The organism is Paenibacillus maysiensis (assembly GCF_000520815.1).
Classification (GTDB): Bacteria; Bacillota; Bacilli; order Paenibacillales; family Paenibacillaceae; genus Paenibacillus; species Paenibacillus maysiensis.
Genome location: NZ_ASRY01000084.1, coordinates 1 through 26,314, shown reverse-complemented (window position 1 = coordinate 26,314; position 26,314 = coordinate 1). Strand labels below are relative to the sequence as shown.

Sequence of the window (26,314 nt, the reverse complement as noted above, 5' to 3'; positions counted from 1 at the left end):
GTGAGTTAAATGATTAGAAAAATGCAGTTGCCGTTACAAACATTGAACTTGATTCTTGGATTCATGGTATGGGTTATCATTTCTTCTCTTATGCCGTTCATTACGGAGGATATTGCTATTCCACCCGGAAAATTGGCCATGGTCACGGCGATTCCGGTCGTGCTTGGTTCGATTCTGCGCATTCCGCTTGGTTATTATGCCAACATCCTCGGAGCAAGAATCGTTTTTCTCGTTAGCTTTATTTTGCTTTTGTTTCCCGTCTACTATATCAGTGAAGCTTCTACGATGATGGATTTAATTATCGGTGGCTTGTTCCTTGGGATTGGAGGAGCTGTGTTCTCGGTTGGGGTGACTTCGCTGCCGAAGTATTATCCAAAGGAAAAGCATGGGTTTGTAAATGGAATGTATGGTATAGGAAATTTGGGAACAGCCGTCACTACCTTCTCGGCCCCTATTGTGGCTACCCAAATTGGCTGGGTCCCTACTGTGAAGCTGTATCTCATTTTGCTGCTTGTTTTTATCGTTTTGAATTTCTTCTTAGGGGACCGTCATGAAGCTAAAGTAAAGACGCCCATTATGGAACAGATCAAAGGGGTTTACAAAAATGAAAAGCTTTGGTTTTTCTCGCTCTTTTATTTTATTACATTTGGCTCATTTGTAGCGTTCACGGTGTACTTGCCGAATTTCCTGGTATCGAATTTTGAGCTGACTAAAGTGGATGCAGGGATGCGTACAGCAGGCTTCATTGCAATTGCCACATTCTTCCGCCCCATCGGTGGCTGGCTGGCGGATCGGTTTCAGCCCCTGTTCCTGCTGTTAGGTACGTTTACTGTTTATACGGTCGCTGCGATTCTCTTGGCTTTTTCACCAGGGATCACCCTTTATGCAGTAGGCTGCTTGGCGATTGCTGTGTGTGCTGGAGTGGGGAACGGTGTCATTTTCAAGCTAGTTCCATTTTATTTTAATAAACAGGCAGGCATAGTTAACGGAATTGTATCTATGATGGGCGGTCTCGGTGGCTTTTTCCCTCCGATCTTGTTGTCGACGATTCATGCCGTTACTGGCCAATATTCCATTGGGTTCATGCTACTCTCCCAAGTGGCGCTGGCTAGTATGATCCTCGTCATATGGCTGTATTATCAAGGGACACAATCTAATGAATGAGCGTTATTCCAGACAGATCTTATTTAGACCCATTGGTGGCGAAGGGCAGCGTAATCTATCCGCTGCTGTCGTCACCATTATCGGTTGCGGGGCACTGGGTTCCGCTATTGCCGAAACACTGGTAAGAGCGGGCGTTGGGGAGCTTCATCTTGTTGACCGGGATTATGTAGAGATGTCGAATCTGCAACGTCAGCAACTGTTCACGGAGCAGGACGCCGCGGAAATGCAGCCCAAGGTTATGGCAGCTGAAAAAAGGCTAAAAGCCATACGAGAAGACGTACGGTTGCACACATATCTCGATAATTTGGATGCCGAGCTTGTTCAAGAACTTGCCAGCAAAAGTATACTGCTGATGGATGCTACGGACAATTTCGAAACTCGTCTGCTTATCAACGATGCTGCACTGAAGGCAGGAATTCCATGGATTTACGGAGCCTGTGTTGGAAGCACAGGCGTTGTTTTTCCATTCGTGCCGGGCGAGTCAGCTTGTTTACGCTGCCTTCTGCCATCGCTGCCTGCGATCAATCAGACCTGCGATACGGCTGGAATCATTTCGCCCGCAGTTCAGGTGACAGCCGCCCTCCAATGTACAGAAGCCATAAAGTGGCTGAGCGGCAAACGTGAAAAGATGCGCCGCAAGGTTCATCTATTTGATCTATGGGAGAACACGCAGATGGACATAGGGATTTCCCGCATCCGTAACCAAGATTGTCCAACCTGTGGAGAATATCCTACGTTTCCTGCACTGACAGCATCACGTCGCTCGGCGTATGCTGCTCTGTGCGGACGGGATGTGGTACAGGTTCTTCCAGACCCCCATCGTCCGATCACGCTCGATGATGCAGAGAAAATGGGTAGGCTTATAGCAGATAGTGTAAAAAGAACTCCTTATTTCGTTGAATTTTATGCTTTTAAGCATCGAATGATTTTATTCAAAAACGGAAGGCTTCTCATACACGGTGTACGAAGTGTTGCCAACGGTCAGAAACTATATCATCAGCTGTTCGGTTAAATGAGATATAGATACAAAAAGCAGAAACATTTAAAAGAGTCTGTCACCGGAGAGTGGCTTGGCCGGTGGCTGGAAGGTGGAAAAGATGAGTGTATTTGAAATCGTGACGGAGCCCATTCTCCCGCAGGCTTATGCGGATTATGTCCTAAGGCCGGAAGCAGGAGCGGTGACTGTGTTTACAGGGCACGTACGAGAATGGACTCAAGGCGTACGGACCTTATACCTTGCTTATGAGGCCTATGTCCCTATGGCCCAAAAAAAGCTCTCGGAGATTGGCCGCGAAATCGAACAGAAATGGGAAGGGACACGAGTGGCAATCGTGCACCGCATTGGCGAGCTTCAAATCGGTGATATCGCCGTTGTCATTGCCGTTTCTTCACCTCACCGTTCGGATGCGTATGAGGCAAATGAATACGCAATCGAACGAATCAAAGAAATAGTTCCTATTTGGAAACGAGAGATTTGGGAAGATGGAACGCAGTGGGTCGGAGATCAAAAGAAAAAGCCGGGGGAGATCAGTCATGGTTAAGCTGTACTACTTTGCGGGACTCCGTGAGGTGACGGGAAAAACAGAAGAATTCGCAGATTTGGCGGGCCAAACGGTAGGCGATTTATCCAATTGGATAACAGATCAATATCCAGATATGCCGATCAGGTCTGTGCGAATTGCGATAAACGAGGAGTATGCGTTGTCTACGGATGTATTACAGGATGGAGACGTTGCAGCCTTCATTCCCCCAGTCAGCGGCGGCTGATGATAGCGACCCTAAACACTAGGAAAGGAGGGAACGTATGAATTCGTATTCGCTGAAGGACTCATTGCGGCGGCCGATTCGTGATTTACGCATATCTGTTACGGACCGCTGCAATTTTCGCTGTTCCTATTGTATGCCCAAAGAAATCTTCGGCGACGATTTTGCCTTTCTTCCCAAAAGTGAATGCCTGTCGTTTGAAGAGATCCACCGACTGGCGAAGCTCTTTGTAGGCCTCGGGGTCAAAAAAATTCGACTCACAGGCGGGGAACCCTTAATGCGTCGGAACCTACCCGACCTTGTTTCTCAAATCCTGTCCATTGACGGAGTGGAGGATGTCGGCTTGACCACCAACGGTTTGCTGCTAGGGCAACAGGCTAAGCGTCTCTATGAAGCAGGGCTGCGACGGCTTAATGTCAGTGTAGACGCTCTGAACCCCGAGCTATTTGGGCGGATGAATGGACGGGGGATTAAGCCCGATTTTATTTTGAAGCAGATCGAATATGCAAGAGAAATCGGCTTTGAGATCAAGGTCAATATGGTAGTTCAAAAAGGTGTTAATGATTCTGAAATTTTGCCGATGGCCGCTTATTTCAAGGAGCAGGGAATAACTCTTCGTTTTATTGAGTTTATGGATGTAGGTAACGATACCGGATGGAGCTTCAAAAAGGTACTAACCAAAAAAGAAATTGTTGAACGACTTAAGAATGCGTACGAGCTGGAGCCGATGGACGAGAATTACTTTGGAGAAGTGGCAAAACGTTATCGTTATAAAGACAACGACGCACAGGTTGGCTTTATTACTTCGGTTTCTGAATCGTTTTGCTCATCCTGCACGCGTGCTCGCTTATCTTCCGATGGCAAATTTTATACGTGTTTGTTTGCTTCAGGCGGATTTGATTTACGCCAGATGCTTCGCAACGGGGCGAATGACCAGGAACTACTCGATGTAATTACTTCAGTATGGGAGCAACGCACGGACCGGTATTCCGATGAACGTACGGAGCAGACAGCCAACAACAGAAAAAAAATTAGCATGTCCTACATTGGTGGTTGACATTTTATACCATGTAAGTGTGCTATATTTGATGCGATTGCCCCGAAAAAGAAAACGCAAACATTTTTGTTGGCAAAACTTAAATTCGATGTTATTATGATCTTGGGATTGTTACTGAAAAGGCAAAACCCGAGGCATGGAATTAGATTTCCATGTGTTGGGTTTTGCCTTTTCTTTTTAGAATACAAGCTTTGCGATATCCTGCATGATATGAATATCTGGCCCAGCCATAACGCAGAAAGGTGAGTGATATAAAGCCTTACAAGTGCTGAACAACAAAGATGATGACGTCGACCAACGAATCGACATCCGAAAAATGATGTCATAGGACGTGGTTAACCGACTATATCCATTTTCAAAACGGAATATCAGATCGGTTTGGGAGCACTCAAGATCATTCAGGGAAAACGTAAGGCTTTTGTCTCTTATTATGAATGCGTTTTCATAACATGAAGTTGTAAATCAATACATTTGAATTTGATTTACAACGAAGGTTTGATCGGCTATTACCGTCTTGTGACCTATCTGAATTTCGCCCAGCATCTAAATTTGATGGGATAGGGGGGCAGTTAGATGATCATAACGAAGATATTTAATAATAACGCCATAATAGCCAAAGATTCAAAAAGAGATGAATTTGTTGTTATGGGTCGTGGTATTGCATTCAAAAAGAGTGCAGGTGAACAAGTAGAAGAGCATCTAATTGAAAAGGTCTTTGTGCTTAAACATAAAGATGCTTCAGAGAAATTTAAGTTATTGCTAGAGGATGTTCCATCAGAATATGTTTCGTTATGCTATGACATCATTGAATATGGAAAAAGCATATTAGAAGCACAATTGAGCGATTATATATATGTTTCACTTACGGATCACATGAACAATGCATTTAAAATGTTTGATGAAGGGCTTAAAAATACAAATCCATTAATTTGGGAAATCAAAAAATTTTATCCCAAAGAATTTGGGGTTGGATTAAAAGCATTGGAGTTCATTGAAGACGAAACAGGCAAACGATTCTCAGAAGATGAAGCAGGTAATATTGCTCTTCATTTAATAAATGCTCAAGTAAACAGCTCCTACAACAAGGTAGCAGATGTTGCTCAGCAAACTCAAAAAATACACGATATCTTGAATATTATTAAATACTCTTATAATAACACCATAGATGAACACTCAATCAGTTATGAGCGATTTATTACACATTTAAGATTCTTCTTTCAGCGATTAAATAAAAAAGAAAAAGTAGAACTGGAAGACGATTTTTTGTGGAGGCAAGTGAAAGCGAAGTACAAAAAGGCCTATGGCTGTATGCTGAAGATCGAGAAATACTTGAACACGGTATTGTCAGATGAAGAAAAGCTGTATATAACGATTCATATTCAGCGTGTGACCCAAAGACAAAATTGAATAACTCTTGGATTGTTACTGGTAATGCAGGCGAAACCAACCTAGATCGAATTGATCTATTTGGTTTTGCCTTTTTTTATAAATACAAATAAAGGGGAAGTTACAATGAAGTATGAGGCATTAGCAAAAGACATCATCAAAAATGTCGGCGGCAAAGAAAATGTGAATAGTCTAACTCATTGTGTAACACGTTTGCGTTTCAAACTAAAAGATGAAAGCAAGGCTAATACAGAGGTTTTGAAAAACATGGATGGTGTTGTTACAGTAGTAAAAAGCGGTGGACAATACCAGGTTGTTATAGGTAACCATGTACCGGAGGTTTACGCTGAAGTTACTGCTGTAGGCGGTTTCCAGGAAGCGTCTTCAGAAGAAGCATCAGGTGAAAAAGTGAGTTTGTTCAATAGATTCATTGATACCATTTCAGGTGTATTTACACCCACGCTGGGTGTCTTAAGTGCCACGGGTATGATTAAGGGATTTGCTGCTTTATTCGTAGCTTTGGGCTGGCTCAGCAACACATCAGGTACCTATCAAATTCTTAATGCTTTAGGAGATTGTTTATTTTACTTCTTCCCTATTTTTCTGGGGTATACGTCCGCTAAAAAGTTCAATGCCAACATTTTTATAGGTATGGCCATCGGGGCATCGCTCGTTTATCCAACATTTAATGCGACAATGGCCTCAGGCAAGCCATTATATACTCTGTTTAGCGGTACTATATTTGAGTCACCAGTATATATCACCTTCTTGGGTATTCCGGTCATTCTGATGAATTATGCGTCAACCGTTCTTCCGATTATCATATCCACCTATGTAGGCTCAAAAATAGAAAACTTCTTTAAGAAGGTAATCCCTAGCGTAGTGAGAACATTTTTGGTTCCGTTTTTCACCTTGTTAGTTATTGTACCCTTAGCATTGATTGCGATTGGACCTCTCTCGACTTGGGCAGGTCAACTGCTTGGCGCAGCAACCCTCTTTGTGTATAACTTGAGTCCGATTATTGAAGGCATAATCATGGGTGCTTTCTGGCAAGTATTTGTTATCTTTGGATTACATTGGGGACTTGTTCCTATCGCTATGAACAACTTGGCAGTGCTCAAATTCGACCCGATCCTTGCTGCGACGCTTGGAGCTTCCTTTGCTCAGACGGGTGTTGTGCTGGCGATTCTGCTTAAAACAAAAAATGTAAAGCTAAGATCACTTTCCATTCCAGCTGTCATCTCCGGGATTTTTGGTGTTACAGAACCAGCGATTTACGGGATTACATTACCACGTAAGAAGCCATTTATTTTAAGCTGTATAGCGGCTGCAGTAGGCGGCGGTATTATAGGAATGATGGGAACTAAAGGTTACATCATTGGCGGATTAGGTATTTTCGCGATTCCGAGCTATATCAGTCCGGCAGGAATAGACAGCGGATTCTATGGGGCTGTTATCGGTATCCTGGTAAGCTTTGTATTAGGCTTCTTGCTTATGTTCTTTGGCGGATTTAAAGATGATGAAGTAAAAGAAGCGAACAAGGAAGACAGCACAGCAGGAGCAGCTAAAGGAGAAATTTTAGTTAAACAAGAGACTGTGATGAGTCCGTTAAAAGGTGAAGTGAAACCTTTATCTGAAGTAACAGACGAAGCCTTTTCGACAGGTGCACTGGGCAAAGGGATTGCCATTGAACCTTCGGAAGGTAAGGTCGTTTCACCTGTAGATGGCGTATTAACATCATTCTTTTCATCGGGTCATGCTATCGGAATTACCAGTGATCACGGTGTTGAGGTCCTTATCCATGTAGGAAAGGATACGGTCAAATTAAAAGGCAAACATTTTTATCCTAAAGTAAAACAGGGGGATGCTGTTAAAAAAGGTCAATTGCTCATGGAGTTTGATATGGAAGCGATAAAAGAGGCTGGCTATGTTCTGACCACACCTGTAATCGTTGCCAATACTGCGAATTACCTGGATGTCATTGAAACAGAGAAGAAGTCGATTGAGTATCAAGAGGATTTATTGACGGTTGTAGTCTAATCCTAATTAAATGTTGAGGAGGAACTAAACAATGAAAAACACAACTAATTTGGAATTTCCACAAGGATTTTTATGGGGAGGGGCAACGGCTGCCAACCAATTGGAAGGTGGATATAACGAAGACGGTAAGGGATTGAGCACTGCCGATGTGATTACAGCCGGGACACATACGACTTCCCGAAGAATTACGCCTGTATTAGAAGAAGGTATGAACTATCCAAGTCACGAGGCTATTGATTTCTTCCATCACTATAAAGAGGATATCCGATTATTTGCAGAAATGGGTTTCAAGGTCTTTAGAATGTCCATTGCCTGGTCAAGAATATTCCCTAACGGAGATGATACAGAGCCGAATGAGCAAGGATTACAGTTCTATGATCGTGTATTTGCAGAATTGAAAAAGTATAACATCGAGCCTTTGGTTACGATCTCACATTATGAGGCGCCGTTTAATCTAACTCAAAAATATAATGGCTGGTCTGACCGCAGAGTGGTAGATTTTTATGTGAGATATTGTGAGGTGCTTTTTAACAGATACAAAGATGTCGTAAAATACTGGTTGACCTTTAATGAAATCAATATTTTAACCTTGTCTTTTGGTGCGTTCATGGCTGGAGCTATGATGCCGGAGGGGAATGGAGAGCTTGCCCATGCTACAGTGAAGGATGAGCAGAGTCTGTACCAAGCTTTGCATCATCAGTTTATTGCCAGTGCAAAGGCAGTAAAGCTGGGTCATGAAATCAACAAGGACTTTAAAATCGGTTGTATGATCGCTTATATGTGTTCGTATCCACTTACATGCAATCCGAACGATGTTTTGTTGGCTCAACAAAAGGATAATTTGAGTAACTTCCTATGCTCAGATGTTCAAGTAAGAGGAGCTTATCCGGGATTTGCCAAACGCTATTTTAGAGATCATAACATTCAGATCAAAATGCAAGACAACGATGAAAACATCTTAAAAGAAGGCTGTGTAGATTTTTATACCTTTAGTTACTATTCATCTGTTTGTGTAAGTGCCGACCCAGACCAGGAGAAAGTGGGCGGAAATTTATCCATGGGATTAAAGAACCCTCATTTGAAAGCAAGCGCCTGGGATTGGCAGATTGATCCACAGGGATTAAGATGGTCCCTCAATAACATTTATAACCGATATGAAATCCCGTTAATGGTTGTGGAAAATGGTCTTGGCGCAGTAGATACGGTGGAAGAAGACGGCTCGATTCACGATGACTACAGAATTGATTACTTGAAGCAACACATTGAGCAAATGAAAGAAGCGATTGCTGATGGAGTAGATTTAATAGGCTATACTCCGTGGGGATGTATTGACCTGGTAAGTGCAGGGACTGGTGAAATGAAGAAGCGCTATGGCTTCATTTACGTCGATAAGGATAATGAAGGCAACGGTACACTTGCCCGATCCAGAAAGAAGAGTTTCTATTGGTATAAGAACGTGATAGAAACGAATGGAGAGCAATTGGATTAAATCTTAGTGCCTGATTTGCGAGTGGAGTAGAGCCCAAAAATGGATTTTAAAAAAGATATACCAACAGTGCGTGCCGATCTCAATCGGTATGCGCTGTTTGATGTAGCGACAGTGAATACTTACATGAGACAATCTTCAGGTAAAAGCTTAGTTTATGACTTCAAAGCAGGTGACCCTCTCCCTGATGTATACAGAGACTTCAAAATGTTAGTGGGTGGTGAAAAAACCAGAAAGCGTTATGCGGCTGAGGTTTTTGGAATCGCCGCTGATGCATACTTTCACCCGATCAAGAATGAGCAGAATGAGATCGAGGCAGTACTGTGTATCACCTATAGTATGGATAATCAAGATCAGTTGAAGAAGCTGATGAGGCAAGCCGAGGATGTGACAAGCAAGCTAATCGAAGGGATTCAGCATGTGGCGGCACACTCGGAGGAGCTTAGTGCGACAGCCGAAGAAATTTTGAGCAACACAAAAAAGGCAGTCGAGGATTCCAGTAACGTGACTGAGGTGGCAGGCTACATTAAGGAAATTTCGGAGCAAACGAACTTGCTTGGACTAAATGCAGCCATTGAAGCTGCCCGCATGGGTGAAGCAGGAGCTGGTTTTGGAGTTGTCGCTACAGAAATTCGCAAAATATCTACGGGCACCAAGGAAGCAACCGGACGGATTGAACAGTCCTTGCAAGCCGTCAGACAATCGGTATATAACATGGAACAAGAAATCACGCAGATTGCAGTTTCCTCCCAAAGCAAGCCAAGCTTAGCAGAATAAAGAATGAAAAAGGTCTCGCTCTGTGATTTGTGCATACCGTAATGGAAATGTAGATCACAGGCCGAGACTTTTTTCTAATAGTGATTCATTACGAGTATTGTTTGTTTAACAGTGCAGTATCATAATATTCTTCGAAAGATTTGATTTTATGGTTTTCTAATATATTTGTGTAGTGAGAGATTTTCCTACTTTGAATAAAATAGGAATTAGACCTAACAGCACTATTCCCACTGCCAATGTTGATAAAAGCAACGTTTTAAATGTTAATTCATGATTTTGGAAGAATTGATATAGAATTAAACTGTTTATCGGAATATTCAATAAAATCCCAGTTAAAACTCCGGGTGCATATCTTTTTAACATGATACTTGCAAGTAAATGCGGAAAAAGTGCATTAACAATCATAGAACCAAGGAAACCAGTAAGAATATATTTAGCCAAACTGGAATTTGGGAAGAGCAAATAAAAAAAGGTCGAAAGATAAGCCAAAGAAGTAATAATAATTATCGCAAAATAAAATAACTAATTGCTCCAAAAATAATCTCCCCTTCATAGAGTCTATTCAAATATTCTGGTAAGTTTCATCAACTTCAACGATACCAGTCAAATTGTTCATTTTTCAGTGTTTTTGTGGCTATGCTAGGGCTAATGCTCATTGCTCCGATAATGCCACCCCTTATTCGTGAGTTGGGGTTAAGAGAAAGTCATTCCGGGTTAATTATGAGGTCCTTTGTCCTGTTGGATGAAGGTCCTTTGTGCATTTTATACACAGCAATACAATAATATGATAATGCGATGCTGCTTTACTGTAATATTGTTATATTTTTGATTATCTTTATTTATACATAACATTAAAATAACATAATGAGTCATTTTAGTGCGCGAACAACAAATTTCGTTATTATTTTTAGTTGTTCAGGACGTGTAACCTATCTCGCTTCCTTAGTACAATGATTAAAAATAACAACAAATGAAAATAAACATGACAAGAAGAAAGGAATTAAGAACAAGGGGGGACAGGCTGTGGTCGTTTACACACTACGTCGATTGATTCAAATGATTCCGGCACTGCTTGGTATTGTCGTCATCACATTCATGATCTCGAGGGTGCTTCCGGGTGATCCTGCCGCGATGCTTGGGGTATCACTCCTGCGCCAATGAGCCGGATTAGCGGTGACATCAATCCTCCCACACACATTACGGGATTTTATGTACTCGATACCGCTAGCTCCATTTTAAGATTCAATATAAGGGGTGGAATTTCAACATCTGTAAATCAAGCATACAACATGCAGGGATACAACATTGCGCACAGTCTATGAAAGCGTTTTAATTTGAGTATAGAAATACAAAAGAAGACCTCAGGGAGGATATAAGAATGCTAAAAGTGAAAGCGCTTAGATGCGAACATTTAAATAATCCGATTGGGCTGGGCTGTCTAAAGCCGCGATTAAGTTGGCAGATCGAATCTGACAAAATATATGTTTCCCAAAAACGGTTCCAATTACAAGTATCCGTTCATCCCACTTTTGAATCGCTGATCTGGAATCATTTTTCCTATTCGGAACAATCCATTCTGTTTCCATATGAAGGCCCTCCGCTGGAATCGGGACAAAGATATTATTATCGGGTAAAAGTATGGGCTCAGGGCGCGGGTGACACCGAACCAGAGGAATCGGAATGGAGTGAGTCCGGCTATTGGGAGATGGGACTGCTCCATGAGCAGGACTGGAAGGCACAATGGATCACAGTGAAGGAGCGGAGCATCCATGAACAGTTTCAGACAAGAGCTCCTTTTGCCACTTCCAAGTGTTTTTCGGTTGAGGGAAAAGTGAAAAAAGCAGTCATTTATGCTACAAGTCTGGGTCTGTATGAACTGGAGTTAAATGGACAAAAAGTGGGCGATGCCTACTTTACCCCGGGATGGACGGATTATAACGATCGTGTTCAGGTGCAAGCTTATGACGTGACTTCTGCCGTGCGAGAACAACATAACCGGATCACGGCAACGGTGGGAGAAGGCTGGTATAGCGGTTATCTGGGCTGGCAGAAGCGCAAGGACACCTACGGGAACACGAATGCATTGCTGCTGCAAATGAAGATTAGCTATGAAGATGGCCGTTCTGAAGTCATTTGCTCTGATTCTTCCTGGGAGGAAGCGCGCTGTGCCATTTTAATGTCGGATATTTATAACGGCGAAATCTATGATGCCCGACTTGAGCAGCAACAGGCAGCCGAACATAGCTCCTTGACCGAACGGAAAATGATGCAGGTCGTTCCGTTCCCGTTAAGTCATCTGATTGCTCAGGAGAACGAGCCTGTCCGTGTGATGAACCGATTGAAGCCTGTTGAACTCATTCGAACCCCCAAAGGTGAGCTGGTGCTTAACTTGGGTCAAAATATGGTAGGCTGGCTGGAATTTAAAGTTGATGCCCCTGAAGGTACGGTTCTGAATCTGGTGCACGGTGAAGTGCTGGATCAGCAAGGGAATTTTTACAGGGATAACATTCGTGATGCAGCGCAGCAGATTACGTACATTTGCAGCGGGAAGGGGACGGAGATATTTAGGCCGCATTTCACTTTTCAAGGCTTTCAATATGTGAAGCTTGAGGGCTTTCCGGATGACGTTGCGATTGAAGATTTTACGGGTGTTGTTCTGCATTCGGACATGGAGACGATCGGGGTGTTTGAGACATCTGATCCAAAGCTGAATCAACTTCAGCACAATATTGTGTGGGGGCAAAAAGGGAACTTTCTGGATGTACCGACCGATTGTCCGCAGCGTGATGAGCGATTAGGCTGGACCGGCGATGCACAGATTTTTGCCAGAACGGCCAGCTTCAATATGAATGCAGCTTCCTTCTTCCGAAAGTGGCTGAAGGATCTGGCTTACAACCAGCTGGAAAATGGGGCAGTGCCTTTTGTAGTGCCGGATGTCCTCAAAGGAACCTTTGCCGATAACATGGACAAAACGACGGCAGCATGGGGAGACGCGGCGGTTATATGTCCATGGACCATTTATCAATGCTATGGAGATAAGCAAATTTTAGCTCAGCAGTATGACAGTATGAAAGCATGGGTGGATTATATCCGCGCCCAGGGGAACGAAGAATATCTTTGGGATACCGGCTTGCAGCTTGGTGACTGGCTGGCGCTGGATAGCGAGGAAGGAAGCTATTTTGGGGCGACGGATGGAACGCTGGTGGCAACTGCCTATTTTGCATATTCGACCCATATTTTGGCGGAGACGGCCAAACTGCTTAATCGTTATACCGATTACAAGACATATACAAGCTTGCATGAGGGGATTAAAAGCGCTTTCGCGAACCGCTACTTCGATGACGCTGGCAAGCTGACCTCCAATACCCAGACTGCACAGGTTGTGGCTTTGCATTTCGGGTTGGTACCGGAAAAGTATAAAAAGCAAGTGATCCAAGAGCTCGTACGGCTCATAGAAAAAAACGATATGCATCTGGATACCGGCTTTGTGGGTACACCCTACCTATGCCTGGTTTTATCCGACAATGGCTATACGGATGTAGCTTATCAGATTTTATTTCAAAATGATTATCCTTCATGGCTCTATCAGGTTGAACGGGGGGCGACGACCATGTGGGAGCATTGGGACAGCATCAAAGTGGACGGCTCGTTCTGGAGTGCGGATATGAACTCGTTCAATCACTATTCATACGGTTCGGTCGGAGACTTTATGTACCAAAATATTGCCGGAATCGATTTGCTTGAAGCGGGATATAAAAAATCACGATTAGCTCCTAAGCCGCCTGCCAATCTGACTTCGGCCCACGGGAAACTGGAAACGCCGTATGGTGCATTGGAAGTCCATTGGGAAATCGTGAATGAAGAAATGCAGTTGACGGTTCGCGTCCCACATAATACGACGGCTGAAATTACACTTCCTGGAGTTATGGAGTCGGATGCATTACAGCAGACTATTGCCATGCAATATCCGTCGATTCAGAATCCGCCAGTTTATATACCACAGGAGCTGGCCGGGAGAATGGGAATTGCCAGGGAACAGGAGATATTCCAAAAGAACGGAGAGTATGAGATGACGTTCACGGTCGGTTCTGGACAGTACGCTTTCCAGTACAGATACTACCAGGCTGCCCAGGTTCCTGCACATGCAACCAGAGGCTAAATAACATACACTAGGGGTGAGAACTTGATGAATTTAAAGAACAAAGTTTTGTTTAAAACGGCGCTACTGTCCATTTCCTTAGTCCTGACATCAGCGAGTGCCATTTCGGCCATCATACCGATGATGCTGAACCAATTATCAGGAGTTTCCAGTTCGCTGATTGAAAGCGTAGTTACGATTCCATCCTTCTCTATGATGCTGTTTGTGCTGTTGAGTGGTCCGATCTCTTCCCAATTGGGCAAAAAAAATACAGTCCTGCTAGGACTTCTGCTCGTGGTCATCGGCGGAATCCTACCTATGTTCACAACTAACATTACATGGATTCTCGCATTGCGTCTGGTATTAGGTGCAGGTCTCGGGATGTTCAATTCGCTGGCTGTTAGCTTAATTAGTGATTTTTTTGAAGGAGACGAACGTGCCCAATTAGTAGGCTTTCAAAGCGCCGTTCAAGGGCTTGGAAGCAGCCTGGCTACCTTTGTGGCAGGACAGCTTGCTTTGATCAACTGGCAGTTTGCCTTTTTATGCTATGCTATCACCATTCCTATCGCATTGTTATTCTTTTTTATCATTCCCGAACCAGAGCGTGGGAAGCCTACAGTGGAGCGTTCGACAGGAACGGGCCACAAGAGCGGCGGGCTATCCCTGCCTGTACTTGGGTTAGGAGCTGTACTTTTCCTGTTTATGACCTTCATCATGATTGTGTATACCAAAACAGGTATTATGATTGCTGAAAAGGATATGCCTAATCCTAGCTTTTTAGGAACCGCGTTAACGCTGTTCTCCTTGTCAACCATGATTGCAGGCTTCTTGTTTGGTAAAATATATAAATGGTTTAGAAATTACGCTCCCTTTATCTCCAGTCTATTAACAGCAACAGGTTTTTTGCTGCTGTGGTTTGCTCAGAATGTTACCATGGTTACCGTTGCCATGCTTATCATTGGCTTTAGCTTTGCGTTGTTTGTTCCTTATATTTTTACCATATTAACTAAAATCGTGCCTAAAGGCAGTGAGACTTTATCCATTTCAATTGCCATGGTAGGCTCCAATTTGGGAGCGTTTGCTTCGCCTTATGCCATCAAGTTAATTGGCATGCTGTTTGGAAATGAAAGCGCCTCATTTTCATTTCTCGTTTCTGCAATTGTGTTTACGATGGCTGCACTCATCTGTCTGGGAATCGCTATTAGAGGAAAGGGCAGTAAGGCTCAGACGGCAGTTCACAGTTAAGGGGAGTCGTCAGGTGTAGGCAGTTTTTTAACGGGCGGAGAAACGCCCGTTTTTCCATCCTATAATGAAGGAGGAGTCAGTAGTTATGAACCTTCATGAGTTGGACCAGTTGCTGAGAACCAAAACGGAAATTGAGCTTTTACAGCAACAAAATAATCAGGTGATTAATGATCTCTCCGAAGAAGCGGAGAATGAGAGATACTTTGATATAAATCAGAATATGTATCGTATGCCCGCTTTGTTTTTCTTCGGAGAACATAATATTTATATTAGCAAGCACAATAGATTTGCTCCGATGCTAGAGCACATGCATGAATTTATTGAATTAAACTATGTTTACTCAGGTAAATGCAATCAAATTATAGCAGGCAAGGAAATTCAGCTTTGTGAAGGCCAAGTGTGTGTCCTGGATAAGGATGTGCCGCACAGCATCGCTCCTTTGGGAGAAGACGATATACTTATTAATATCTTGCTGCAAAGAGAAACGATTTCTTCCTTGTTCCTACAGCGGTTATCGAAGAAAAAAAGTCTGATCGGCGAATTTCTCGCCAACTCTGTCCTCCAGCATCAGCACCATAATCACTTTATTATTTTTAAGTCGCAGCATAATGAGAACCTTCAATATATACTGCGCAGAATCCTAATCGAATATTTTTCCAGGCAAGAGGATTCGATGGAATTGGTCAAGGCTTATTTGCAAATTGTTTTTGGAGAATTGGTCCGTGTATTGGAAAGCGAGCATAATATTCACTTAAACCAGCAGGAAAATAATATTACAGCTATTCTGAATTACATGGAAGAGCATTATCAGCATTTAAGCCTGCAGCAGCTATCTCATCATTTTAATTACAATAGTACGTATTTAAGTAATAAGTTAAAAAAAGTAACCGGGCTCACCTACACTCAGCTTATTGCCAACATTAAACTCAATGCAGCTTATTCTCTGGTTGTGAATACCAACCTGCCGTTCGAAATGATATTTAAGCAGGTTGGATATAACAGCATGAGCTTTTTCTATAAAAAATTCAAAAAGGCGTATGGTGCCACCCCGCAGAATATCCGAAACAAGCAGTTGAAGGAATGAAGGATATCAAGGGACATCCAATTTTAATTGGGCGTCTATGTGTTATAATATCTGCAAATTCATAAGCACAAGGCTAATGAATGATAGGTAAGGTGGGAAGGACTTATCGTTTGAGCTGAGGGACTGGTACCGCTTTAAAGCCGGAGAGGGAGATTACCTTCGAATCTGCCAGGGAATTTTTAAATGATGGTGCTTATTCCAGTGTCACTAACGATTGCTTTGGTTCTCTGGAAGCTCATCAATGGGCCAAAACGCTGGATCATCCGTTATATCACGAGGCACGTAAAAAAGCGTTGACCGAGTTCGGATTCGTAGAAGAGGCCTTACGCGTTCGCAATATCTAGATTATGTAGCGAGGACATACAAGTGACAGTAAGGAGAATGAATAGGCATACTTTATCTCCGGCAAAAGGGAGGATGCATCCTTGGAAGCGATACTAAGACGGCACTGGCCGGAGTGGAACGGAACGTTGCAGAAACGAACCGGGGGTTGGAATAATACGACGTATTTTGTTAAGGGTAGTATGCGAAGCGGGGTGCTGCGCGTCTACGATACACACAGAGATAGGGACAAAATTGAATTTGAGCATGCAGTTTTGCAGGCACTGAGTAAGCATTCTCTATCATTCAGGGTACCGATGCCAATTCGAACGGTAATGGGAGAGACACTCGCTCAGCTTGAGAAGGAAAGTGGCAAATATGTCTGTCTGTTCGATTACATAGAAGGCAAATCACCACTGGAGCAGGAATCAAGCTTTGCCTATTCCTTTGGCGAGGCTACGGGTGAATTATCTGCTGTACTTGCGACATTCAATCTTGATATGGCTCCAGTTTACCGACCGTATTACGCCTTGCAGCAATCCTATCCATTGTGTAACCAGGAGATAGTTCGAGAGATTTGCCTGCATCCGCCTGAGCCTCTAAAAACTTTGCATGACGAGCTGCGATTGATAGGAAAAGTATATGAAGAGATTACAGATTCGCTTCATGCATTGGAAGAGTTGCCGCATCAGCTTGTACATGGGGACTTGAACGCTTCCAATTTGTTAGTAAAGGATACCGATCATAGCCAAGTGACTGCACTGCTTGATTTTGAGTTTTGTACGTTAGACGTTCGGGTCATGGAACCAGCGGTCATCTTATCAGGATTTTTGGGAGAACCGGAGGAGACGCAAGCAGTTCGGGATTTTTGCCAGGGCTTTAGTTGCCAAGTTCATCTTTCCCATGCCGAGATTGATGCGGTGCCTGTATTGATGCTGCTTAGGAAGGTAGATGTATTTCTTCATTTCTTGAGTCGCTTTCTGAAAGGAACTGACCAGCCACATGTGTTACAAGAGCAGATCAAGCAGATCGCTGCCGACTTGCTGCAACTGTCTACCAGAAGTAGCTGGATTCAGGAGGAGTTGATCCTCGCAGGAATGGCGTATGAATGAACTTTATCGCAAGGTGAGGAGGAGGCACATGAAATATCTTAAAGATTGCCCGGAACCAGGCATGGGAACGTGGTATTTTGAAATAGATTCAGATGGTGTAGCGTATCGACAAATTGTAATCCAAGATGATGGCACTTATATCGCCTCTAATCGCAAGCACGAGCAATATCATTTCTTACTTGCCGAGAAATCGATTGATGACACGGAGCCCTATTATACTAAAATTACAAAAGAAGAGTTTGAAGAAGTCTGGTCCAATTATCTTCAGGCCTTCAACAAGGAATGGCATCAAGTCAAAACCGTACTGCCCGTTGGGACTAAGGTAGAGGGTTATATTGAAGCATTTTTTCCGCAGGGAACGCTGATACATATTTTCCAGCATGATGCAGTCGGATTGGCAGACGCTCGTTTATATGGGGAAAAGACACCATCCGAATGGATGTATCCAAAGCATGAGATCACAGCAATTGTAAAAGGATACGACGAGTTGAATCAGTGGGTGATTTTGGATCAAACACAGGTCTTAAAGACTCAGTATGTGGATTGAAGGTTGAGATTAGGACAATGAGAGGGGAATGAACATGCATGCTTTAACGATTGATGAACTGCTGGATAAGGAAAACCATGCATGGGAAGAGGTTAGAAATATCCTGAAAGAAGGCCAAAATCCATATAGCATTGTATCGGCAGAATCGGAATCGGCTTCGGGGGATACGCTGTACCGTTTACAGGTGAGTACGAAATCGTATTTGGGAACGGTTGCCTATGAGACAGGAGGGATCGTGTTTGATCACGGCTGGATTACCTTGCTGGGTGCAGGTGGTTCTGGAATTTATGGCAGCTTGACTTCGTGGAACGGACTTCAAGAGCCGGCAAGCGTGCCCGCGCTTTGGGGAATGCTGATTGTGGCCTACGATGCAGCAGGCGGATTTTTTGGACTGAATACAGGGCGGTTCGGTAATGACGGACAAATTTACTATTTTGCACCGGATACGCTTGCCTGGGAACCTACAGAAAAGGCCTATTCCGGTTTTTTTGGCTGGCTGGCTGAGGGGGATTTGGAGCTTTTCTACCAGACGTTCCGTTGGAAAGGCTGGCAGGACGATGTTCGCAAGCTTCAACCCGGTCAGGTATTTGCCTATTATCCACCGCTGTGGACAAAGGAAGGCAGTGGAGAAACCAGCCGCAAGGCACCTATAGCTGTGGCAGAAGCTTGGGAGTCGGCAAGCTCGAAATAATATAAGTTAATACATGCGTAGCAGTACATTCTGCTCTTGTTACATCGACTAAGCTTCCCAGGGCATTAAATATCTATCGTGCTGTCCTTTTGCTCCAGAGAATGAATATCAGCCCAATACTCGAAATCAAAAGAGCGAGCAGCACTGATCCCCCTATCACGAATTGAGTCATAGGTTCCATCTATTTGGATTCAGGCCCCTTATGAGTGACCTTCACATATTTTCCAGTCGGTATAGCACCTCTTCCATTGTCATTAATCACACAACCTCCTATTCATAACATTCATAATATAACTAGGTAGCCAGTCAACAGACGGTTTAAAATCGATTATACTTATATAATTCAAATGGTATCAGACCAGTCAGTAAAGGTACATCTGCTTGATGAAGCCAATCAGTTTATTTCGGTAAGCAGCATGATAATTTCGTAACCTCACAGATTCTTTCCCGTATAAAGATAAAAACATGATCCGCCCCATTCCCGTCAGGGAAGAAATGCAACCATGTTTAACAAAAATAGAAGTTGAGGTAATGCATCGTATGAATGAGAAATTTATAAATCATGCCAATACAGGATATCGGCTGGCTGAGCAGAAGGCGGTTCAGTATTTTGCATCACTTTATGCACAGGTCAAAGACAAGACTTATGTAACTACCCTGACAGAAGATATTCAAATGTGGAAAAGGAATCATATTCATCATTCTTCATGGCTATCCTTCTTTTCGAGGGCAAAGAGAAAACCTGATACTCGGGATTATCATAGATACATTCAATGGCTGAATTATACAGGCAAATTGGATGATTACCTGGATCGAAGCGTCTCCTATATTTATATGAGGGATCTAGGCAAAGCTCTGGATTCTCCTGACACACATACCCGGATTCAGCGTGCCATTGCTGACATAAAAAAACACTTGATTCAATCCACCCGTGCAAACGGGGAAGACCAACCAGAATTTATGAATTTGGCCGGGTTGTATCGGTGGGCCCAGAAGGAAGGCATAGAAACCGCCACAATTTGGGTGATCAACAAACTTAGGTCCGTATCCTCCCATATTCCAAAGGAAATGGATGCCGAGCAAGCCCAGCGCAAACTAATTAAGATCATTATCGGGGTTATTCTGCATGTGATGGAAGAGATGGACGATAAAGTGTCACCTGTGGAACGTGCTCGCAGACTGGATGAAGCCATCAGACTTGGTTATTCCTATGGTTTAACTTATCCTTTTATTGACGATCTTCTCGATTCCCAGGTTTTGAACGCTCAAGAGAAGGAACAGTATTCCCGTATGATACGTGCGGCGCTTCTCACTGGATCTGTGCCTGAGTTGGGCGATTGGACCGGAAATAATATGAAGTTAATTCAATACATACATTCGGAGCTCTCGGATGCTTTTGAGTATATTAAGGAACATCAGCGGCCGGATACACAGCAAACATTTTTTGAGCAGTCCTATGTCTTTTTTCATTCCCAGGATATCGACCGTGTCAAGGACCTAACGCGTGCTAATTACACCAATGAAGAGCTTTATATACCTGTCATTTTAAAATCTTCTTCTTCCCGATTGATTGTCCGTTCCGTGATTGGTGCTCCTGAGGATGAGGGCTTTGAGCAACGAACATTCTTTTATGGTATCTATAACCAGTTGGCTGATGATTTTGCAGATATGGTTGACGATATGAGAGATGGTGCGGTAACACCCTATACCTACTATTTAAAATATCATGATCAGCGTTCGGATCTTATCAATCCCTTTGAATTATACTGGGCGGTTATTTCCTATTTGATCCATAACGTATATGATTCCGATGCCATGGCCCGTGAGGTGATACTGGATCGTGCAATGAATGGACTCAAACGTTATAAAGAACGTGTAGGTACTGAAAAGTATAATGAAATGATGGAGATTTTTGCATCTGGAAATCCGGAATTCAATCGTCTCATCCAGCAGATGGTGCGAAAGGCGGATGATGTAGATTTCTTCGATAAACTGCTTCGGGACCAGATGATTACCCATCTGAAAAACGATTCGAAGGAAAAGGAAGATTTTTTCAATACGTTCAAAACGATCCGCCATCAGATTAATAACCAATTGAAAATTACCAAACCTCACGGGATTCCGGTGATGAAGGAACAGCTTATCGATGCTGCAAATTACAGTCTTGAAGGGGATGGGAAGCGGATACGGCCTATATTAACTTGGGTGATGGGCGTGAATGAATATGGACTTGACGCATCGGCAATCGTGCCTCTTGTGAGATCATTGGAGTATATGCATACCGCATCCCTGATCTTCGATGATCTGCCTTCTCAGGATAATGCGTCTACCCGTAGAGGGCGTCAGACCTTGCATCAGGTGCACAATAGCGCTACCGCGGAATTAACCGGTCTGTATCTGATCCAGAAGGCGATTGGGGAACAATCGTCACTTGACCAGTTCAATGCCGAAACCGTACTTGCTTTGATACAATACTCGGCCCAAAAGGCAGAAGATATGTGTATGGGACAGGCGATGGATCTGGATTCCAAAGGAAAGCAATTGACACTGGAGCAGCTGAATATGGTGTGCTTTTTCAAAACCGGAGTGGCATTTGAGGCTTGTCTGGTGATGCCTGCCATGCTCGCACAGGTCAAGGAGTCGGAAATTGCTGCTTTGAAGAAATTCGCGTATCACGCGGGGATTGCTTTTCAGATTAAAGATGATTTGCTTGATGTGGAAGGAGATCTGCTCTTACTCGGAAAACCTGTTGGCAAGGATTCTGAGAACAACAATTCGAATTTCGTATCCATCCTGGGTCAGGAAGGTGCCAGTAAAGAGATGTGGGAACACTACTGCCTTGCTATGGAAGCGTTGAAAGAGGTACCCCGCAATATCGCTTTTCTGAAGCATTTAATGAATTATATGGTAACCCGGGACCGTTAAAAAGGGGCGTACCCCATTGCTTAATATAAGCGATGGGGTATTTTACAAATTTAAGTGTTACCTTTTACGCTCACTCCACGGAATCCATTCGGACCCAAAGCTTTTCAACTTTTCATCATATCCATTAAAACTTGATATGCAATGGGTAAGGAAGTAAAGCCGTCACGCTCTAAAAAGTGTCCTCCGTGTTCTACTTCGTGGAAATCCGCCTGGATATCTTTCGCTAGTTTCTTGCTGAATGCAAAGGGGACAATCGTGTCATCCTTTGAAGCAATAACCGCACGCATTTTTACTGAATCCATGATTTGCTCATAATCCAGCTTATCAGTTGTAAACTCATCTAATGACGGCAGGGTTGGCACTGGATCGGTAAAACCGGAGACGAAGACAAGACCACTGAATTGCTCTGGGATACTTACTTCCTGCAAATATCTTAATATGGAAACACACCCCAAGCTATGACCAACAAAATAGGTATCCTTATGTAGAACCTCAATATTTGATAATAAATGCTGGGTCCACTCATGAAGCTGGGGAGCTTGCGAATTGGGCATATCCAATATAGCTACAGAAACGCCATCCTCCTGTAGCTTGTCTTGTAGCCAAGGAAACCAATGATCGGCAGGTGAAGCAGTATACCCATGGATGATATACACTTGTTTTTGATTTTGTAGGTTTGTCACTATAGGTTCTCTCCTATCATCCTGTATTGTTCTTGATTAGTTGATGATATATGTCCCACTTTGGTATAAAGACTACTATTTTAGTTTAGCAAATTTTCCAAGCTCGTGAGCACCTAAAATAATAATCACATTTGTCTGCCCCAAGTTCACTTTCACGGGACTGATATTCTTTATTTTAGCAGCACTGTTATTATTATTACAATATTAAGCGCTTTCTACCGATATATATATCATCACGGTGTAATCTCTTAATTTTTATTGTTTGGGGGATAGCGTTTATGAGAGCAGCGTGATCTATTATACATAGACGACTGGAGGAGTTTTGATGAGAACAAAACTATCAGACAGCACTAAAAAAGTAAACGGATTTAGAGATTTAAAGGTCACGACAACAATGGTCTCCATGATCATGATCAGCTTGGTGGGCTTGCTCATTGTATCGTTGGTAGGGGTTATCGGTATGTATCAAGCTAAAGAGGGTCAAGGTATTTTGTATATGGATCGCTTTCAGCACCAAACGAATATACTTGAAGTCAAAAGTGATTTCTATAATATGCGGGCAAATTATACAAAAATACTCGATAATAAGGAGTACACAGATAAACAGTATAAGCAGGTACAGAAAGGAAAAGATAGCGTTACAACCGGGCTAAATGAATTCTCACAAAGGAATTTGGATGCTAAGGAACAGAAATTGTACGAGGAACTACGGGGGAGTATAGACACATATTATCAGGATATTGAGCAAATCATGACAGTCAAAAAAAATAGCGGAACGTATGACACGGAAGAGAGAGGCCGGATTAATAAATCCAGTACGGCAATTGTTACGATGCTGACTACGATTTCTGATTATAACAATAAGCAATCCGCCAACTTATATCAAAATACGCAAAATGAGATAAAAATGCGCACGATTGTTTTGATCACGGTTCTGGCACTCGTGCTGGCTGTTCTTATCACCATCTCCTTTGCGGCCATTCGAAATATCCGTTTCCGGATGAGTACCATTACGAAATACTGTGAGGAGATTACCCAAGGAAATTTGACGGCAGCACTTGATCCGACCCTGCTCAAGGGAAATAGCGAAATCGCTGTCATTGCACGTGCCATTCAACAAATGACAGATTCAACCTCAATGGTTATTACGGGGGTTATCAATGAGTCGCGCCAAATTAACCAACTGAGTGATCAGACGAATCATAATATGACAGATCTCAATGAGCGGATTAGAGATGTATCTGCCACGGTCGAACAGCTGTCCGCAGCGATGGAGGAGACTTCGGCATATACAGAAAACATGAATCATTCTGCGGATGAAATGCAGCGGGCGGCAGAGTACATATCGGTCAAAACTCAAGAAAGAGCCCAGTCTGCCAATGATACAAGTGTAAAAGCCGAAACATTGAAGCATGCGGCTAGTGAATCCAATAAAGCGGCCAAGGAAATTTACCGGAAGGCCAATGAAAAGATGAAGGAAGCGCTAGAACGAGCCAAGGCAGTAGACCAAATTCGCATACTCTCCCAGTCTATTCTGGAAATTACGGCACAAACCAATTTGCTGGCTCTAAATGCATCCATCGAAGCGGCTCGTGCCGGTGAGTCAGGTCGGGGATTTGCGGTTGTGGCTAACGAGATTCGCAAGTTGGCAGATGGGTCCAAGCAGGCGGTAGACCAAATTCAGAGTGTTACTCAAGAGGTTGTACAATCTGTAGCCAATCTGACGACTAATGCCGAAGAATTGCTGTACTTCCTGCAAGCTCAGGTGGGCAAGGATTATCAGCTGCTTGAGGATACGGCAGCACAATATTACACTGATGTAGTTGAGCATACGAACACGGTCAATGATTTGAACGCCACCTCTAAGCAGGTGAATGCAATGATCCAAACCATGGTGAGAGCTATCCATGAGATCGCAACAGCCAGCGAACAATCTGCCGTGTCTACCCAGCACATTGCTGAGAATATGGTTTCATCGGCGGAAAAATCTCTTGAAGTGGCACAACAGTCTGATCAGGTGAAGGAAAGCGCTGCCCGATTGAATGAACTGGTCGACGGTTTTACAATTTGACGAAGCTAGTCCGGTGAGGGGTATTCCATATGAGGGTTGACTTCATCAGCTCGATAGCCAGAGTCTAGAGGGAACAATACATCCAAGAATTGCAGTTGGGGAGCCGCAAGAAGGCTCCCTTTTTGATTTTTATCCTCTACGGTAGATCTCGGATTTGTCTACTAAACGAAAACAAAATGCTTAGGAAGGAGGCTTCCAATCAGGAGTCTAAAGCACGTAACTCTTCCTGCTCAGCCTTTTGCATCAGCTTATAAATCTGGCGGGTCGTGTTCACATTCCGCACCGTCATATGCTGATACAGACTGGAGCCGGCCAGTTTCGTCATCCCGCTTTTTGTGACATGTTCTCTGCTGACAGAAAACAGAACGGCCCCGGACGTATACATTACATGGCCGATTCCCGGCTTCAAAGGGAGCTTGTCCAGAACGGAAATATCGTTAATTTCATCCCACAGAAAAAATACATCACTTTTCATCTGTGCATCATTAGACCATTCCTCTGGCAATGCCTCCATAATGGTCTGTATTTCCCCCATATTGCGGACGATGACCCGGATAGGCAAGCTAAAATCCTCGAGAATTGCCTGCTCCAGTTGGAGCGACAGCTCATCGTTGGATTGAACTTCACTGGAAAAAATGATGTTTCCGGAGTTGATATAAGTCGTCACATGGCTCATGCCTGCCTTCTCAAACGTCTCCTTGAGCTTTTTCATATTAATCTTGTTGTTGCCACCCACATTAATGCCCCGCAGCAATGCAATATAGATCATATAAGGCCCACCTCTCTTGTACAAAAGTATTTTATTAACACAGGGATAGGTATTCAAATAAATACGGTTTGATTTTCGCCCAAAGCTATATAGATACTCAAGCTCAGGGGATACAGGAATCCGACTGTCCCAACAATCTATTAATTTCTCCGTTCGGGGTCGGATGTCGTGGTCGTGGAACAGCCCGTAGGCTTGATATCAGATTTTTTATCGATAAAGCAAGCTTTGCAAATGTGAGGATTGATTTGTATCAATAATATAGGAAACTACCAGTCCTTCCAACTGTTTAGTTACTGACGGACTTGTTGAACGAACAGTATATCCTGAAATACCGCCAAAAATGCAAAAACAGGCTAATGACTAGGAGTTTTGACATCATGAAAAACAGTTCAGTATTGAACGTGCTGCTCCCTCGGATCTGGAAGTCTTAATCGACGACACGCAGCATGAGATGGAGCACAAAAAGCGGTTGCTGCGAGTATCTTTGTCAGCTTTGAATTGAGACTTGTTCTTTCTGATGGCCAAACATAACTGATCTATGGCTGCCGCGTGACAAAACCTATAGCGTTACGGTGGAGCTTGAGGGGAAAACTGCAAAATCCAAAATCTCCACGTTTGAAAACGACGATACCTGTATTACCACCATGCAATTGGGTTAACTCAATAAATTCAAATCTATATCCGGATTCCTGTGTGCAGGAAAGGGAATGGGAATGCTTACAAAGCTTTTAACATTCGGAAAATATAACGACACCAGGCACCAACTACCCCGTGGAAGGAGTGCCTGGGTCAGCGCTACGCTGAACCGGAAAGCAAAACATGTCAGTGTTCCCGTTGACCATTCGACACTACCTTTTACCATTGACAAAATTATATTTCTCCCTCATAATCCAAAAATGATAACGATTATCATTATCTATAAAATGTACATACACAAGGAGAATATGTTCTATGAAAAAAGGTTTGAGCGGGATTGTAATGTTGCTGATTTTTGCGCTTGTTCTGACAGGCTGCGGAGCTGCAAGCAATACATCGGAAAGCCAGACGGCAACTC

21 protein-coding genes and 1 pseudogene are annotated in these 26,314 nt (G+C 43.3%); 19 read left to right on the top strand and 3 right to left on the bottom strand.

Annotated features, from left to right (window positions below):
- The first annotated feature begins 9 nt into the window (after positions 1-9).
- The 9 genes from L696_RS0105885 to L696_RS32315 all read left to right on the top strand — a co-directional run bounded on the left by L696_RS0105885 (position 10) and on the right by L696_RS32315 (position 9,674).
- Positions 10-1,164, top strand: coding sequence for a nitrate/nitrite transporter (locus L696_RS0105885; RefSeq protein ID WP_025682818.1), 1,155 nt, complete (start codon positions 10-12; stop codon positions 1,162-1,164).
- Positions 1,157-2,176, top strand: a complete 1,020-nt coding sequence (locus tag L696_RS0105880; RefSeq protein WP_025682817.1) for a ThiF family adenylyltransferase — start codon at positions 1,157-1,159, stop codon at positions 2,174-2,176. Before L696_RS0105885 ends, L696_RS0105880 begins: the two co-directional genes overlap by 8 nt.
- An 85-nt stretch (positions 2,177-2,261) precedes the next feature.
- Positions 2,262-2,705, top strand: a complete 444-nt coding sequence (locus tag L696_RS0105875; protein ID WP_025682816.1) for a molybdenum cofactor biosynthesis protein MoaE — start codon at positions 2,262-2,264, stop codon at positions 2,703-2,705.
- Complete coding sequence (locus L696_RS0105870; protein WP_025682815.1) at positions 2,698-2,931, top strand: MoaD/ThiS family protein; 234 nt, start codon at positions 2,698-2,700, stop codon at positions 2,929-2,931. The genes L696_RS0105875 and L696_RS0105870 overlap by 8 nt, the downstream gene beginning before the upstream one ends.
- A gap of 37 nt (positions 2,932-2,968) precedes the next feature.
- Positions 2,969-3,985 carry a GTP 3',8-cyclase MoaA gene (gene moaA / locus L696_RS0105865; protein ID WP_025682814.1) on the top strand — a complete coding sequence of 339 codons (1,017 nt, stop codon included), beginning with the start codon at positions 2,969-2,971 and terminating at the stop codon, positions 3,983-3,985.
- 573 nt (positions 3,986-4,558) lie between these two features.
- Entirely contained in the window at positions 4,559-5,392 is an 834-nt protein-coding gene (gene licT, locus L696_RS0105860; protein ID WP_025682813.1) for a BglG family transcription antiterminator LicT, read from the top strand.
- Between the two features lie 105 nt (positions 5,393-5,497).
- The gene (locus L696_RS0105855) at positions 5,498-7,411 is read left to right on the top strand and encodes a beta-glucoside-specific PTS transporter subunit IIABC (protein ID WP_025682812.1); all 1,914 of its coding nucleotides are present in this window, start codon (positions 5,498-5,500) and stop codon (positions 7,409-7,411) included.
- Positions 7,412-7,442: 31 nt separating this feature from the next.
- Positions 7,443-8,900, top strand: coding sequence for a glycoside hydrolase family 1 protein (locus L696_RS0105850; RefSeq protein WP_025682811.1), 1,458 nt, complete (start codon positions 7,443-7,445; stop codon positions 8,898-8,900).
- A 39-nt stretch (positions 8,901-8,939) separates the two neighbouring features.
- Positions 8,940-9,674 (top strand): methyl-accepting chemotaxis protein, encoded by a 735-nt coding sequence (locus L696_RS32315; RefSeq protein WP_025682810.1) that lies wholly within the window; start codon positions 8,940-8,942, stop codon positions 9,672-9,674.
- 156 nt (positions 9,675-9,830) lie between these two features.
- Here L696_RS32315 and L696_RS29250 read toward each other — a convergent pair whose 3' ends face one another.
- On the bottom strand, positions 9,831-10,181 hold the full coding sequence (locus L696_RS29250; RefSeq protein WP_081750689.1) for an HXXEE domain-containing protein: 351 nt from the start codon (positions 10,179-10,181) through the stop codon (positions 9,831-9,833).
- A gap of 516 nt (positions 10,182-10,697) precedes the next feature.
- Between L696_RS29250 and L696_RS30255 the strand changes: the two genes are divergently transcribed.
- The 8 genes from L696_RS30255 (at position 10,698) to L696_RS0105805 (ending at position 21,737) form a co-directional block, all read left to right on the top strand.
- Positions 10,698-10,835, top strand: a complete 138-nt coding sequence (locus L696_RS30255) for a hypothetical protein (protein WP_245233299.1) — start codon at positions 10,698-10,700, stop codon at positions 10,833-10,835.
- A 217-nt stretch (positions 10,836-11,052) separates the two neighbouring features.
- Entirely contained in the window at positions 11,053-13,833 is a 2,781-nt protein-coding gene (locus tag L696_RS0105835) for an alpha-L-rhamnosidase (RefSeq protein ID WP_025682809.1), read from the top strand.
- A gap of 27 nt (positions 13,834-13,860) precedes the next feature.
- On the top strand, positions 13,861-15,057 hold the full coding sequence (locus tag L696_RS0105830) for an MFS transporter (RefSeq protein WP_025682808.1): 1,197 nt from the start codon (positions 13,861-13,863) through the stop codon (positions 15,055-15,057).
- Positions 15,058-15,142: 85 nt separating this feature from the next.
- Positions 15,143-16,141, top strand: a complete 999-nt coding sequence (locus tag L696_RS0105825) for an AraC family transcriptional regulator (RefSeq protein ID WP_025682807.1) — start codon at positions 15,143-15,145, stop codon at positions 16,139-16,141.
- 425 nt (positions 16,142-16,566) lie between these two features.
- Positions 16,567-17,574 carry a phosphotransferase gene (locus L696_RS0105820; RefSeq protein ID WP_025682806.1) on the top strand — a complete coding sequence of 336 codons (1,008 nt, stop codon included), beginning with the start codon at positions 16,567-16,569 and terminating at the stop codon, positions 17,572-17,574.
- A gap of 28 nt (positions 17,575-17,602) precedes the next feature.
- Complete coding sequence (locus L696_RS0105815) at positions 17,603-18,121, top strand: hypothetical protein (protein WP_025682805.1); 519 nt, start codon at positions 17,603-17,605, stop codon at positions 18,119-18,121.
- A 34-nt stretch (positions 18,122-18,155) separates the two neighbouring features.
- Positions 18,156-18,812: a DUF2625 domain-containing protein gene (locus L696_RS0105810; RefSeq protein WP_025682804.1), complete on the top strand. Its 657-nt coding sequence runs from the start codon at positions 18,156-18,158 to the stop codon at positions 18,810-18,812.
- 531 nt (positions 18,813-19,343) lie between these two features.
- Positions 19,344-21,737 (top strand): polyprenyl synthetase family protein, encoded by a 2,394-nt coding sequence (locus L696_RS0105805; RefSeq protein WP_025682803.1) that lies wholly within the window; start codon positions 19,344-19,346, stop codon positions 21,735-21,737.
- Between the two features lie 104 nt (positions 21,738-21,841).
- On the opposite strand, the gene L696_RS0105800 is transcribed toward L696_RS0105805, so the two are convergent.
- Positions 21,842-22,420 (bottom strand): RBBP9/YdeN family alpha/beta hydrolase, encoded by a 579-nt coding sequence (locus L696_RS0105800; RefSeq protein WP_025682802.1) that lies wholly within the window; start codon positions 22,418-22,420, stop codon positions 21,842-21,844.
- Positions 22,421-22,745: 325 nt separating this feature from the next.
- Here L696_RS0105800 and L696_RS0105795 point away from each other — a divergent pair, with 325 nt between their 5' ends.
- The gene (locus L696_RS0105795) at positions 22,746-24,491 is read left to right on the top strand and encodes a methyl-accepting chemotaxis protein (RefSeq protein WP_025682801.1); all 1,746 of its coding nucleotides are present in this window, start codon (positions 22,746-22,748) and stop codon (positions 24,489-24,491) included.
- Between the two features lie 199 nt (positions 24,492-24,690).
- Here the strand turns inward: L696_RS0105795 and L696_RS0105790 are convergent, their stop codons facing one another.
- Positions 24,691-25,260, bottom strand: a complete 570-nt coding sequence (locus L696_RS0105790; RefSeq protein ID WP_025682800.1) for a DUF1697 domain-containing protein — start codon at positions 25,258-25,260, stop codon at positions 24,691-24,693.
- A gap of 533 nt (positions 25,261-25,793) precedes the next feature.
- Here L696_RS0105790 and L696_RS31805 point away from each other — a divergent pair.
- Positions 25,794-25,919, top strand: a pseudogene (locus tag L696_RS31805) (CueP family metal-binding protein); the annotation flags it as partial.
- Positions 25,920-26,314 lie beyond the last annotated feature (395 nt).

What these genes read in the sequence shown, in the direction of transcription:
- L696_RS0105885 (WP_025682818.1), top strand. Translation starts at nt 10, where the DNA reads ATGATTAGAAAAATGCAGTTGCCGTTACAAACATTGAACTTGATTCTT.
- L696_RS0105880 (WP_025682817.1), top strand. Translation starts at nt 1,157, where the DNA reads ATGAATGAGCGTTATTCCAGACAGATCTTATTTAGACCCATTGGTGGC.
- L696_RS0105875 (WP_025682816.1), top strand. Translation starts at nt 2,262, where the DNA reads ATGAGTGTATTTGAAATCGTGACGGAGCCCATTCTCCCGCAGGCTTAT.
- L696_RS0105870 (WP_025682815.1), top strand. Translation starts at nt 2,698, where the DNA reads ATGGTTAAGCTGTACTACTTTGCGGGACTCCGTGAGGTGACGGGAAAA.
- moaA (WP_025682814.1), top strand. Translation starts at nt 2,969, where the DNA reads ATGAATTCGTATTCGCTGAAGGACTCATTGCGGCGGCCGATTCGTGAT.
- licT (WP_025682813.1), top strand. Translation starts at nt 4,559, where the DNA reads ATGATCATAACGAAGATATTTAATAATAACGCCATAATAGCCAAAGAT.
- L696_RS0105855 (WP_025682812.1), top strand. Translation starts at nt 5,498, where the DNA reads ATGAAGTATGAGGCATTAGCAAAAGACATCATCAAAAATGTCGGCGGC.
- L696_RS0105850 (WP_025682811.1), top strand. Translation starts at nt 7,443, where the DNA reads ATGAAAAACACAACTAATTTGGAATTTCCACAAGGATTTTTATGGGGA.
- L696_RS32315 (WP_025682810.1), top strand. Translation starts at nt 8,940, where the DNA reads ATGGATTTTAAAAAAGATATACCAACAGTGCGTGCCGATCTCAATCGG.
- L696_RS0105835 (WP_025682809.1), top strand. Translation starts at nt 11,053, where the DNA reads ATGCTAAAAGTGAAAGCGCTTAGATGCGAACATTTAAATAATCCGATT.
- L696_RS0105830 (WP_025682808.1), top strand. Translation starts at nt 13,861, where the DNA reads ATGAATTTAAAGAACAAAGTTTTGTTTAAAACGGCGCTACTGTCCATT.
- L696_RS0105825 (WP_025682807.1), top strand. Translation starts at nt 15,143, where the DNA reads ATGAACCTTCATGAGTTGGACCAGTTGCTGAGAACCAAAACGGAAATT.
- L696_RS0105815 (WP_025682805.1), top strand. Translation starts at nt 17,603, where the DNA reads ATGAAATATCTTAAAGATTGCCCGGAACCAGGCATGGGAACGTGGTAT.
- L696_RS0105810 (WP_025682804.1), top strand. Translation starts at nt 18,156, where the DNA reads ATGCATGCTTTAACGATTGATGAACTGCTGGATAAGGAAAACCATGCA.
- L696_RS0105805 (WP_025682803.1), top strand. Translation starts at nt 19,344, where the DNA reads ATGCATCGTATGAATGAGAAATTTATAAATCATGCCAATACAGGATAT.
- L696_RS0105795 (WP_025682801.1), top strand. Translation starts at nt 22,746, where the DNA reads ATGAGAACAAAACTATCAGACAGCACTAAAAAAGTAAACGGATTTAGA.
- L696_RS0105790 (WP_025682800.1), bottom strand. Translation starts at nt 25,260, where the DNA reads ATGATCTATATTGCATTGCTGCGGGGCATTAATGTGGGTGGCAACAAC.